At 66.7% G+C, this 12,563-nt stretch carries 8 protein-coding genes; 7 read left to right on the plus strand and 1 reads right to left on the minus strand.

The window, feature by feature from the left end; all coding sequences use genetic code 11:
* Positions 1 to 97: 97 nt before the first annotated feature.
* Positions 98 to 1,201: a winged helix DNA-binding domain-containing protein gene (locus tag BSF38_RS13550; RefSeq protein ID WP_076346404.1), complete on the minus strand. Its 1,104-nt coding sequence runs from the start codon at positions 1,199 to 1,201 to the stop codon at positions 98 to 100.
* Between the two features lie 603 nt (positions 1,202 to 1,804).
* Here BSF38_RS13550 and rpoC point away from each other — a divergent pair.
* The 7 genes from rpoC to BSF38_RS13585 all read left to right on the plus strand — a co-directional run bounded on the left by rpoC (position 1,805) and on the right by BSF38_RS13585 (position 12,556).
* Complete coding sequence (rpoC, locus tag BSF38_RS13555; protein WP_076346405.1) at positions 1,805 to 6,064, plus strand: DNA-directed RNA polymerase subunit beta'; 4,260 nt, start codon at positions 1,805 to 1,807, stop codon at positions 6,062 to 6,064.
* Positions 6,065 to 6,239: 175 nt separating this feature from the next.
* Positions 6,240 to 6,854 (plus strand): Uma2 family endonuclease, encoded by a 615-nt coding sequence (locus tag BSF38_RS13560; protein ID WP_076346407.1) that lies wholly within the window; start codon positions 6,240 to 6,242, stop codon positions 6,852 to 6,854.
* Positions 6,851 to 7,558, plus strand: coding sequence for a Uma2 family endonuclease (locus BSF38_RS13565; RefSeq protein WP_076346409.1), 708 nt, complete (start codon positions 6,851 to 6,853; stop codon positions 7,556 to 7,558). The genes BSF38_RS13560 and BSF38_RS13565 overlap by 4 nt, the downstream gene beginning before the upstream one ends.
* Positions 7,555 to 8,205, plus strand: a complete 651-nt coding sequence (locus BSF38_RS13570; protein ID WP_099091977.1) for a uracil-DNA glycosylase family protein — start codon at positions 7,555 to 7,557, stop codon at positions 8,203 to 8,205. The genes BSF38_RS13565 and BSF38_RS13570 overlap by 4 nt, the downstream gene beginning before the upstream one ends.
* A 125-nt stretch (positions 8,206 to 8,330) precedes the next feature.
* Entirely contained in the window at positions 8,331 to 8,744 is a 414-nt protein-coding gene (locus BSF38_RS13575; RefSeq protein WP_076346411.1) for a GntR family transcriptional regulator, read from the plus strand.
* Positions 8,744 to 9,712: an ABC transporter ATP-binding protein gene (locus BSF38_RS13580; RefSeq protein ID WP_076346413.1), complete on the plus strand. Its 969-nt coding sequence runs from the start codon at positions 8,744 to 8,746 to the stop codon at positions 9,710 to 9,712. The genes BSF38_RS13575 and BSF38_RS13580 overlap by 1 nt, the downstream gene beginning before the upstream one ends.
* 30 nt (positions 9,713 to 9,742) lie before the next feature.
* On the plus strand, positions 9,743 to 12,556 hold the full coding sequence (locus tag BSF38_RS13585; RefSeq protein ID WP_076346415.1) for an ABC transporter permease: 2,814 nt from the start codon (positions 9,743 to 9,745) through the stop codon (positions 12,554 to 12,556).
* The last annotated feature ends 7 nt before the right edge of the window (positions 12,557 to 12,563 follow it).

Here is a 12,563-nt window from a genome sequence, read left to right on the forward strand (position 1 = left end):
CGCTTCAACCATCCCCGACGGCCTCCGCCTCGCGAACGTCCCTTACGGACGCCTCGAAGCGGAGGCCGCGGTTTTTCCCCCATCGTCCGAACGGCCGTCATGCCGCCGCGAACTCGATCGCCGGCTTGCTCGCGTCCGGTTCGACGAACCGCATCAACTCCTTCCCTTCCTTCGAGAGCTGCGCCTTCGCGGCGGCCGTCATCGGGCCGAACGGCGACAGGGTGAGCTTGGCCTTGGCCCCGGCCCCCGAGATCTTCCACGTGCCGGCGACGAACCCGTCGACCAGGAACGTCGGCAGGACCTGGAGGTTCTTGGTCGTGACCTTCGGCCGATGCGCGTCGTCAATGATCCGCGATCGGTCGGCGTGGCCGAGGATCACGTTGTCAAAGCCCGGAAGGAACCGCACGGGTACGGGCGTCTCGGCCGCCGGCCGGGGGGCGTCCGGCAGATCGAACAGCTCGCGCTTCCGCTCGTCGCGAAACGTCTGAAGCCTCGGCCGCAACGCATTGAGGACCTCGCGGGCGCCGCCGACTCCCGACCACGCCTGGACGTCGACCGCCGCCGCCGGACCGAAGGCAGCAAGATAGCGCAAGACCAATTCCTCGGCCCTCGGTTCCGGCCCGGGTGCCCGGCCCAGCCAGGTCGCCGCATCATGAAACTCGGGGTCGCCGCCGAACCCCCATTTCGAGTCGTCGGGCGTCGAGACCAGGGGGACCCGCATCCGGACCGTGTAGCCCATCGCCCGCTCGTCGCCGCCGGGGAAGAGGTCGATCAAGGCGGCCCGCATCTTCGTGAACGTCCGAGGCTCCTCGACGAACAGACGACGGCCCGACCCCACGAGCACGGCGACGTCGACGCCCGAGGTTCGATCACGGAGCACCGCCTTGAGCGCCGCGTCGAACATCGGTTGAAAGGTCGACCGAAACGCCAGGTAGTCCGGGGCGCTCACCAGATGGAGCGTGCCTCGCAGGAGCGTGGCGCGGACGACCGCGCGGTCGCGCAGTAATCGCAGCAGATCGTCGCGCTGGAATCCCTCGATCCGGGTCCAGAGGCCGATGAACGGCGGTGCCGCCTCTTGCGCCTGGAGCCCGAGCAGCCGTTCGAGAACCTCGGAAACCGACGCCGCCTGCCTCGAAAGCAGCATCTGACGCGCGAGCAGGGCCCGATTGAGAGCCTGTTTCGTCAAGACTTCCGTCGCCATGATTCGCTCTCCAGTCGGAGGAAAAACGTCTCGAAAACCGTCTGAGTCCCGAACGAGGGTTTGCGTTGGGTGGGGAGGCGAACTTACCCTCCCTCCCCAAGTTCAATCCTCCATGCGATTTAGGTGATCGTGACACAAACCTGGGAGAATTCCGGGAATTCATGCAGAAATTTTACTTGGAATTGGCCCTGTGATTGCTTAGGATCACAGGATGCGATTTTATCGCGAGTCGATTCCGACGCATTTGCTGGCTGCGCGCGCACGCTTCAAGGGTCGAGGAATCGCGAGGGCGCCGGAGTCTGACCGAAAAACCGGTCAGGGAGGAGTTCAACTTGGCGACCTGGGTCTCAGGAAGACCTTCATAACCGCGGGGTTCTCCGCTGGCAAAGGGAGAGCCCGTACGCGGACCTTTTTTTTTGTTCTTGGCTGAGCAGAGAAGAGGGGACGGGCCGACCTTCGGTCCGCTTGCATTCCCCGACATGAGCTTGGGTTCCGTTGATCCGGACGGTCGTCAGCACGTTGAATCAATCGAGAGCGACCGCCGCTTTCACCCACCAACCACCCCGCTTCAGACTACCCTGAGCCTGCGGAGGAGAGTGTCTCGTGAGCATGGGCGAAAGTGCCTACGATCGTATTAACGACTATGGGGCCGTCAAGATTGGATTGGCGAGCCCTTACGACATCCGGAGCTGGTCGTTCGGCGAGGTCAAGAAGCCGGAAACGATCAACTACCGGACGTACCGTCCCGAGAAGGACGGGCTCTTCTGCGAGCGGATCTTCGGTCCCGAGAAGGACTGGGAGTGCGCTTGCGGCAAGTATCGGGGCATGAAGTACAAGGGGATGATCTGCGACCGCTGTGGCGTCAAGGTGACGCACTCGCGGGTCCGCCGCAAGCGGATGGGCCACATCGAGCTGGCCGCGCCGGTCGTCCACATCTGGTTTTTCAAGGCGATGCCCAGCCGCCTGGGCACGCTCCTGGACATGAAGACCAGCAGCCTGGAGCGGATCATCTACTTCCAGGACTACGTGGTCGTCGACGCCGGCGACACCCCGTTGAAGGAGCGCCAGCTCCTGACCGAGGACGAGTTCCGCAAGTCGCGCGAGCTGTACGGCGACACGTTTCAAGCCGACATGGGGGCTGAGGCCGTCCGCAAGATGCTGATGCGGCTCGACCTGGTGACGCTCTCCAAGAAGCTCCGCCAGGACCTGGTCGAGACGACGAGCAAGCAGAAGATCAAGGACCTGACCAAGCGGCTCAAGGTCGTCGAGGCCCTGCGCGACAGCGACAACCGCCCCGAGTGGATGGTGCTCGAGTGCATCCCGGTCATCCCGCCGGACCTCCGTCCGCTGGTGCTCCTGGATTCGGGCAACTTCGCCACCAGCGACTTGAACGACCTCTACCGGCGGATCATCAACCGCAACAACCGGCTGAAGAAGCTGGTCGACCTGAACGCGCCGGAGGTCATCATCCGCAACGAGAAGCGGATGCTCCAGCAGGCCGTCGACGCCCTCTTCGACAACAACCGTTGTAAGCGGCCGGTGCTGGGCAGCTCGAACCGCCCGCTCAAGTCGCTCACCGACATGATCAAGGGCAAGCAGGGCCGGTTCCGCGAAAACTTGCTGGGCAAGCGCGTCGACTACTCGGCCCGGTCGGTCATCGTCGTCGGCCCCGACCTCAAGCTCCACCAGTGCGGACTTCCCAAGAAGATCGCGCTGGAGCTGTTCCAGCCGTTCATCATCCGCCGTCTCAAGGAGCTCGGCCACGCCGATACGATCAAGTCGGCCAAGAAGATGCTCGAGCGCCGCACCGACGAGGTGTGGGACATCCTTGAGGAAGTCATCCGCAACCATCCGGTGATGCTCAACCGGGCGCCGACCTTGCACCGAATGGGCATTCAGGCGTTCGAGCCGGTGCTGGTGGAAGGCAATGCGATCCGGATCCACCCGCTGGTCTGCAAGGGGTTCAACGCCGACTTCGACGGCGACCAGATGGCCGTCCACCTGCCGCTGTCGATCGAGGCGCAGGTCGAGGCCATGACCCTGATGATGGCGACCAACAACATCTTCAGCCCGGCCAACGGCAACCCGATCATCAGCCCGACCCAGGACATCGTCATGGGTTCGTACTACCTGACGATCTCCCGCGCCGGCGAGGTCGGCGACGGCATGATCTTCTCGGCGCCCAACGAGGTCTTCCTGGCTCACAGTCAGGGCAAGGTCGCCGTCCACTCGGTGATCAAGTTGCGGCTGCCGGCCCACAAGAAGCTCCGCGGCGACAGCGAGAAAGAGTTCTCGCCGGGCATGATCGTGCAGACCACGGTCGGGCGGGTGGTGTTCAACGACATCCTCCACGCGAAGATGCCGTACTACAACCTGACGCTGGGGCAGAAGCAGCTCCAGAGCATCATCGCCGACTGCTACCAGATCCTCGGCCGTCGCGAAACGATCGGTCTCCTCGACCGCATGAAGGACCTGGGCTTCCGCGAGTCGACCCGGTCGGGCCTGTCGTTCGCCACCGACGACCTCAAGACGCCGCTGACGAAAGACGCGATCATCGCCGAGGCCGAGAAGGAAGTTCTTCGCAACAACAAGCTGTACCACCGCGGGATCATCACCGACCAGGAGCGGTACAACAAGGTCCTCGACGCCTGGACCCACGCCCGTGAACGGATCACGGCCGAGATGATGGAAGCCCTGCGGACCGACACCCGCGAGAACGAGGGCTACCACAACCCGATCTTCCTGATGGCCGAGTCCGGCGCCCGCGGCGGCGTCGAGCAGATCCGCCAGCTCGCCGGCATGCGAGGCCTCATGGCCAAGCCGTCGGGCAAGATCATCGAGACGCCGATCAAGGCCAACTTCCGCGAAGGCCTGTCGGTGCTCGAGTACTTCAGCTCGACCCACGGCGCCCGAAAGGGCCTGGCCGACACGGCTCTCAAGACGGCCGACTCGGGGTACCTGACCCGCAAACTGGCCGACGTCGCCCAGAACGTCGTCATCACGATCGAAGACTGCGGCACGTCGCAGGGCATCACCAAGGGCGTCATCTACAAGGGCGAGAAGGTCGAAGTCAGCCTGGCGCAGTCGATCCGAGGACGGGTCAGCCGGGTCAACATCCTCGATCCGATCAGCGACACCGTGGTCGTCCGTGAAAGCGAGATGATCACCCTGGCCGCGGCCCGGAAGCTCGAGGACATGCAGATCGAGAAGATCCAGGTCCGCAGCCCGATGACCTGCGAGGCGCCCCTGGGCGTCTGCCGCCGGTGCTACGGTATGGACCTGGCCACCGGCCAGCTCGTCGAGATCGGCATGGCGGTGGGCATCATCGCCGCCCAGTCGATCGGCGAACCCGGCACCCAGCTCACGATGCGAACGTTCCACATCGGCGGCGTGGCTACCCGCGCCGTGGAAGACAAGGACGTCAAGTCGAAGCGCGAGGGTAAGATCAAGTTCGTCGGTCTGAACATCGTCATCAACGACGAGGGCAAACAGATCGCCCTGTCGCGAAACGGCGAGATCCAGATCCTCGACCCCAAGGGCCGCGAACTCGAGAAGTACGACGTCCCCGACGGCGCCATGATGATCGTCGAGGACGGCCAGCAGATCAACCGCGGCCAGATGCTCTGCGAGTGGGATCCTCACAACATCCCGATCCTCGCCGAGGTCGGCGGCAAGATCCGCTTCGACGACATCGTCGAGGGCGAGACCATGAAGGCCGAGGCCGACCCCTCCGGCCACATCCGCCGCACCATCATCGAGCACAAGGGCGACCTGCACCCGCAGATCGTCATCGTCGACGCCGAAGGCAAGACGCTCGATTACAAGTACATCCCCGAGCGGGCCACGATCGAGGTCGACGACGGCCAGATGATCACGGCCGGCACGCTCGTGGCCAAGACCCCCCGCGAAGTGGGCGGTACCCAGGACATCACCGGCGGCTTGCCCCGCGTCACCGAGCTGTTTGAAGCCCGGCGGCCCAAGGAGCCGGCCGTCATCGCCGAGATCGACGGCCGCGTCGAACTCCTCGAAGAGAAGCGCCGAGGCAAGCGGACCATCATCGTCCGCAACGAGAGCGGCATCGAACGCGAGCACCTCGTGCCCCACGGCAAGTATCTCCGCGTCCACGGCTCCGACCGCGTCCGCGCCGGCGACCCGCTCGTCGAAGGCCCGCTGGTCCCGCACGACATCCTCCGGATCTCGGGCGAGGAGGTGGTTCAACGCTACCTGCTCCGCGAGATCCAGAACGTCTACCGGTCCCAGCGCGTCGAAATCGACGACAAGCACCTGGAGATCATCATCGCCCAGATGCTCCGCAAGGTCCGCGTCGACAGTCTCGGCGACACCGGCCTGCTGCCCGGCTCGGTCATCGACAAGTTCGAGTTCCGCCGCGTCAACAACGAGCTGACCGCCTGCGTCAAGATCAAGGACCCGGGCGACAGCGAGTACCGCGTCGGCGACATCGTCCCCCGCGACCACTTCGAGCAGGAAAACCTCCGCGTCGAAGCCGGCGGCGGCAAGAAGGCCGAATGGCTCCGGACCAAGCCCGCCGCGGCGAGCACCCAGCTTCTGGGGATCACCAAGGCGGCCGTCCAGTCCGAAAGCTTCATCTCGGCCGCGAGCTTCCAGGAGACCACCAAGGTCCTCACCGAAGCCGCCCTCGCCGGCAAGTCCGACTACCTGGTCGGACTCAAGGAAAACGTCATCCTCGGCCACCTCGTCCCGGCCGGAACCGGCTTCAAGGCTCACCTCGAAGCCGAAGTCCGCATCCACCCCGACGCGCTCGAGGCCCTCGCCGAGAAGGGTTCGCCCTACTCCCGATACCGCGACGAGGCCCCGGCGACCGCCGGCGCCGCCAAGGAGTAAGCCAAGCTCGCGACCCCTCGCGACGCCCCTGATCAACCTTCGCATCGGCCCGCGCTCTTCCAAGAGCCGCGGGCCGATCGCGTTTTCGAAGCCCGACGACCGTGATCCTCCGTGGACGGCCAGGGTAGAATGAACTGTCGCGATCTCACAGGTTTCCTGGAGGCTGAGAACGCCCATGGCTACCGCAGTCGCCGCCCGAATCGGACCAACCGACCACGGCCGCTCGATGACCCTCGACGAGTTCATGGAGAGTGAAACAGACGAGGGGTGTCGCTATGAGCTGGCGCGTGGAGTGCTCGAAGTGACCGAGGTTCCCAACGATCCCCACGGCCAGGTCGTGTCCAACCTCTACCGGGCGCTCGCGCGGTTCGCCGAACGTTGCCCCGGAGTCGTCCGTCGCTTCGGCGGCGGCTCGGAATTCCGAATCTGGCTTCCCGGCATGGCGACCGGCCGAAACCCCGACCTGGGGGTCGTCCTGCAAGGCGCTCCCAAGGATCAGAGAGGCCGACGCGTCCCCGCCCTTGTCGGCGAGGTCGTTTCTACCCAAAGCGCGGTCCGCGACTACGAGGCCAAGCCCCTGGAGTACCTCGCATTCGGCGTTCTCGAGTACTGGATCATCGACCCGTCGAAGCGCCAGGTCACGATCCTCTACCGCGACGGCGACGTCTGGCGCGAGCAGGTCTTTCGCGACGATCACGCCCTCGTCAGCCTCGTCCTGCCTGATTTCGCGACGACCCCGGCGGAACTGTGGATCGACGTCGAGGAAGACGACCTTGGAGAAGCGCCATGACGGCCGCGATCCATCCCTCCGCAACCCGAGCGATCCCCGAACTCGAAAACGGCGACCGACTGACCCGCGCCGAGTTCGAGCGCCGGTACGACGCCATGCCCGGCCTCAAACGCGCCGAGTTGATCGAAGGGACCGTTTACATGCCCTCGCCCGTCCGTCACTCGCGCCACAGTCGTCCCCACTCCTATCTCATGGCCTGGCTGACCTGCTATGAAACGGTGACGCCCGGCCTCGAGGTCGGCGACAACGGGACCGTCCGGCTCGACCAGGACAACGAGCCCCAGCCCGACGCCTACCTTATGATCCTCCCTCGATGCGGCGGCCAGGCGCGGCTTTCCGACGACGATTACGTCGAGGGCGCCCCGGAGCTGACGGCCGCGATCGCGTCCAGCAGCGTCAGCTACGACCTCGGCGCCAAGCTCCACGCCTACCGTCGCAACGGCGTCCGCGAATACGTCGTCTGGCGCGTACTCGATCAGCAGATCGACTGGCTGGTGCTCGTCGAGGGCCGCTACGAACCCCTCGCGCCCGACGCGGACGGCCTCCTCAAGAGCACCGGGTTCCCCGGCCTCTGGCTCGATCCGGCCGCCCTCCTGAACTACGACCTGACGCGCGTCCTCGCCGTCTTGCAGCAAGGGCTCGCAACCCCCGAACACGCCGCGTTCGTCGAGAAGCTGGCGCTGGCTGGTCGCCAAGCGCCATGACGAGACCTCGCCACCAGACCACCGACCGCGTCCGGAACGCCTTGATCGTGCTGAACCGCGACCTCCGCGACTGCCGCGCGTGCCACATGGCGGGGCTGCTCGACGAGGTCGAATCGGTGCCGATCGCCCTCGACCCGGAGCCCGACGCGGCTGCGCCGCGCATCCTGCTCGTGGGCCAGGCCCCCGGCCTCCGTGCGACGATCACCGACCGGCCGTTCGCCGGGGCCGCCGGAGAGAAGCTCCGCGCCTGGTTCGAACAAGGGGGGATTCCCCGCGACGACTTCTGGCGCGCGATCCACTTCGCCGCCGTCACCCGGTGCTACCCCGGACGGCTCCCCGGAGCCAAGGGGGACCGCGTCCCGTCCCCCCGCGAACAGGCTCTCTGCCGCCCCTGGCTCGACGAGCTATTCGAGATCGTCCGCCCCCGGGTCGTCCTGCTCGTCGGGCTGCTCGCCATCCGCACCTTCCTCGGCCCCGTCAAATCACTGACCGCCGTCGTCGGCACCGCCACCGACCGCGACGGCGTCCTCTACATCCCGCTTCCCCACCCCTCCGGCGTCAGCCGCTGGCTCAACGAACCGGCCAACGTCGCCGCCGTCGCACAGGCCATGCGGATTCTCAAAAGCGAGACCGCCAAGCTCGATTGAGCAACCGACCAACCCGGGCGGAACCAGTCGCCGTCCGCCCGAGCCAACTTTTCCGGATCGCCTCTTGACAAGTGTCCGACCTACACCGACACTGTACTAGTCAGCTATAACACTAGGAGGCTCGCATGATCCTGATCGATCTGAGCGAGTCGGATGGTCGGCCGATTTACGGGCGGATCTCCGACAGGATCAAATTCGCGATCGCCGGCGACGTCTTGCGTCCGGGGGAGATGGCGCCGTCGGTCCGCGAATTGTCAAAGCAGTTGGTGGTGAACCCGAACACGGTGGCCCGGTCGTACCGGGACTTGCAGGCCGAGGGGCTGCTGGAGCCGGTGCGGGGGACGGGTTTGCAGGTGGCGGAAGGGGCGCCCGAGAAGTGTCGGTCGGCCCGGAGCGTCTACGTCCGGACCCGGCTTCGCGGGGCGATCGACGAGGCGCGGGGGACGGGGCTCGACCCCGCCGAGATCGAGACGATTTTGCATGAGGAATGGGCCAAGGCACGTGACGCGGCCAGTCAGCCGAACGGGAGGGGGGCGTGATGACGACGACCGACGCGAACGCGACGATCTCCATTGAGAAAGTGAGCAAGCATTATCGCGATCAGACGGCCCTCGACGGGCTCTCGCTGACGGTTCCCGAAGGTTCGGTCTTCGGCCTCCTGGGCGAGAACGGCGCGGGGAAGACGACGACCTTGCAGATCCTGTTGGGCCTGATCGCGGCCGACGGCGGCTACGCTCGCGTGCTCGGTCTCGACCCGGCCAAGGACGGGCTCGAAATCCGCCGCCGGGTCGGATACGTGCCCGAGCTGCCGGCGCTCTACGACTGGATGACGGTTTCCGAGATGGGCTGGTTCGCCGCCGGATTCCACCCCGAGGCGGTCACCGGAACCGCGCCGTACCAGACTCGCTACGCCGACCTGGCGCAGGGGTTCGGTCTGCCCCCCAAGCGGAAGATCAAGGCGCTCTCGAAGGGGATGCGGGCGAAGGTGTCGCTGTCGTTGGCGCTCGCCGCCAATCCGAAGCTCTTGATCCTCGACGAGCCGACGTCGGGCCTCGACACGATGGTCCGCCGCGAGTTCCTCGAAAGCATGGTCGACCTGGCCGCCGACGGCCGGACGGTCTTGCTTTCCAGCCACCAGATCGCCGAGGTCGAGCGCGTCGCCAGCCACGTGGCGCTCTTGCACCAGGGGAAGCTGATCCTGGCCGAGCCGCTCGACGAGCTGCGGGCGCATACGTTTCTGCTGGCGGTCAACTTCCAGACCCGCGACCACGACCCGGCGCCGCCGGCGAGCCTGCCGCTGGAGCTGATCGACGCGGCCGACGCCCCGCGCCAGGCGCACTGGCTGGTGCGCGCCCGCGACCGCGCGGCCTGCGACACGGTCCGCCACCTGCCGGGGGTCGAGTCGTTGCAGATCGAGTCGCCCGGCCTCGAAGAAATCTACATCGGCTACATGCGCGGCCGACGCCCCGCGCCGGCGCCGCCCACCAGTGCGATCCACGTCGCCTGACTCGTCCCCTTGATCCGAAAGGAGGATCACATGATCGCGCGATTGTGGTGGAAGGAAGCCCGGCAGGTCTGGCCGGTGTGGGCGCTCCTCGCCGCGGCGGGGCTGGGGTTGCAGGCGCTCGTCGGGTGGTACTGGGGCGATGCGGCGGGGCCGGGCGGGTACGTCCATATCGCGCTCGTCCTCACGATGATGTACCTCTTCTTGATTGCCGCGGCGGTCTTCGCGGGCGAGCGGGAGAACCGGACGCTGGGGCTGCTCGACGCAATCCCGGCCGAGCGCTGGCGGGTCTGGACGGCCAAGGCGTCGTTCGCTCTCGCGACTACGGCGGCGCTGGGGCTCTTGCTCTGGCTTGGGGCTCGCATCTTTGGTGTGTCATCCTCGGAGTGGTTGACGGGAGGCGGCGTGACGCTCGTCTGGGGCCTGGCCGCCCTGGGATGGGGGCTGCTCTGGTCGGCGCTGCTGGGCAACGCGCTGTTCGCCGCGGTGCTGGCGATGACCAGCCTGAGCGTCAGCCTCCTGGGACTGGTGAACCTGAACCTCGGGCCGACCACGCTCGAATCCACGCCGGCGCTGCTGATCCTGGCCTTGCTCACGACCGCGGCCTCGGCTCTAGCTTTCCAACTGGGCGGGCCGCCGCGCTGGGCGCCCCGACGGCGGGTCCGACCGGTCCGGCTCGCGGCGGTCGCGGCGACGCCGGAGATGGTCGACGTCGAGCCGCGCCGGCTCTCCCGGTTCTGGCCGTACGCCGTGACGAGGCTCGTCTGGGAGACGCTCCGCGAGGCGCGGTCGGCGCTCTGGGTCCTCGTCGCCGTCGGCGTGGTCGCGCCGCTGGGTATCGTGATGAGCAGCACCCGCAACGAAGTGACGGCCTGGGTCTGGCTCAGCATGAGCGTGACGGCGATCGTGACCGGCGTGAGCGCCTTCAACGGCGAGAATCGGGGCCGGACGAACCGGTTCCTGCTCCAGCACGGCGCGAGGCCGGGAGTGGTCTGGACCGTCAAGGTGCTGATCTGGTGGTCGGTCGCGGCCCTGACCTGGTGGATCGCCAGCTTCCCCCTCGCACGGCCGGCCGCATCGCCCCATGAGCCTTGGCTGACTTACGATAGTTTGGTCCTCTGGGCGGCCAGCGGGCTGACGATCGGATTCGCGGCGTCCGTCCTCTGCGGGATGGTATTCCGGCGCGGGATCACGGCCGGGCTGATCGCGCTCATCGTGTGCATCCTTCTCTACATGCCGATCGGGGCCCTCGTCGCCGCCGGGGCCTTCTATCCCTGGCATCTGGTCTATATCCCGATCCCGCTGCTGGCCGTGAGCTGGGCCTGGAGCGGCGACTGGCTTCTCGATCGGCCGGGCGTGGCGAAGTGGGCAAGGCTCGGGCTGTACTCGGCCGTCGTGGCGACCGGGCTCACGTCGGCGTACATCGCGAATCGCGTCTGGGCAGTGCCGACGCTCCCGCCGGCGCAGGCGGAGCGGACCTTCCAGTTCGCGCGGATCGCCGCGCCGGTCCACGACGACGATAACGCGGCCCCGCTCTATCGCGAGGCCGCCCGGCTGTTCGGCATGTCGCCTGCGCCGACCACGATCTCCGGATCGAGACCTTGGGGCGACTTCCAGGGCCTTCTTTTCGGCGATTGGGACGCGAGCGATCCCAAGCTGGCCGAATGGCTGGGCCGGATCGAGCCCGCGCTGGCGATGCTGCGGAAAGGGGCGCGGATGCCGGCGTGCCAGTACGACGACCTCCGCAAGGTGACGCTGTTCACCCTGGTGAGCGAGCCGCCGACGTACACGTTCCTGGACCCGCCGGTCCTCTCCGCCCGCGTGCGGCTCGCCCGGGGCGACCTGAAGGGCGCCTGGACCGAGATCGAGACGCTGCAGCGCATGGCCCGGCAGTATTCGCACTCGTCCTCGCCGTGGTCGTACCTCGCGATCGAGCCCGCAGCGATCGGCCTGGCGATGCAATGGGCGGCCGACCCGCGCCAGACGACCGAAACCCTCGAAGCAGCCCGCACGGCCTGGAAGAACCTCCCCGAGATTGCCAGCAAGGCCGATCGGGCCCGCATCGCCGCGCTAATCTTTCAGAACACGTTGGCGACGCCGCGCGCCGATCTCGCTGACAATCTCTTCTTCCAGGGGGCCGAAGGCCGAAAGAAAGCCGACCCGTTCACCCGACTGCAATACGACATCCAGACGACCCCGTGGGAGATCGAGCGGGCCCGGAAGGTCTTCGACCTGCTGGCGGCCGCTTCGATTCAGGAGTTGGGCAGAAACCCTAACTCCACTCCGGCCGCGTCCCGCTTCTCGCCGCCCTATCAATGGCCGGCGCTGAACATCGAGGACGGCGGTAAGCCCAGTACGATCCTCCCCGAGGAGCTGTACTTTCTGGCCATATCCACCCGCCTGACCAATCAGGCTCAGTGGAACTGGTCCGACACGTCACGGGACCACAACAACGACGTCGCCCGCCGCGCGCTGGACCTGGTCTTCCGCCTTCGGCTCTGGCAAACCCGGCACGACGGCGCGCTGCCCCGCGCGCTCAACGAATTGCCCACGCCCGAGGGCGAGCCCGACGGGTGGCCGCTGGACCCTTACGCCAACAAGCCCTTCGGCTACCTTCCGTCGCAGGGACAACAGTTGCTCCCGCTCGGCTCGTACGGGCCGATCACCAACCTCGATCGCGACCGCGAGGGGAAGCGGCTGCGGCCGACGGACGGCTGCATGCTGCTCTACAGCGTCGGCCCGGACGTCGTCGATGATCGGGCCACGAAGGACCTCGATTGGTACAGCAAGGGCGACATCATCTTCCCGCTGAAGGACGGCGTCAAACCGCCCTCCGAAGCCAAGTAGGCAGTCG

Origin of the sequence: Paludisphaera borealis, from assembly GCF_001956985.1 — a bacterium.
GTDB classification, from domain to species: Bacteria; Planctomycetota; Planctomycetia; order Isosphaerales; family Isosphaeraceae; genus Paludisphaera; species Paludisphaera borealis.

What these genes read in the sequence shown, in the direction of transcription:
- BSF38_RS13585 (WP_076346415.1), top strand. Translation starts at nt 9,743, where the DNA reads ATGATCGCGCGATTGTGGTGGAAGGAAGCCCGGCAGGTCTGGCCGGTG.
- BSF38_RS13575 (WP_076346411.1), top strand. Translation starts at nt 8,331, where the DNA reads ATGATCCTGATCGATCTGAGCGAGTCGGATGGTCGGCCGATTTACGGG.
- BSF38_RS13560 (WP_076346407.1), top strand. Translation starts at nt 6,240, where the DNA reads ATGGCTACCGCAGTCGCCGCCCGAATCGGACCAACCGACCACGGCCGC.
- BSF38_RS13550 (WP_076346404.1), bottom strand. Translation starts at nt 1,201, where the DNA reads ATGGCGACGGAAGTCTTGACGAAACAGGCTCTCAATCGGGCCCTGCTC.
- BSF38_RS13570 (WP_099091977.1), top strand. Translation starts at nt 7,555, where the DNA reads ATGACGAGACCTCGCCACCAGACCACCGACCGCGTCCGGAACGCCTTG.
- BSF38_RS13580 (WP_076346413.1), top strand. Translation starts at nt 8,744, where the DNA reads ATGACGACGACCGACGCGAACGCGACGATCTCCATTGAGAAAGTGAGC.
- BSF38_RS13565 (WP_076346409.1), top strand. Translation starts at nt 6,851, where the DNA reads ATGACGGCCGCGATCCATCCCTCCGCAACCCGAGCGATCCCCGAACTC.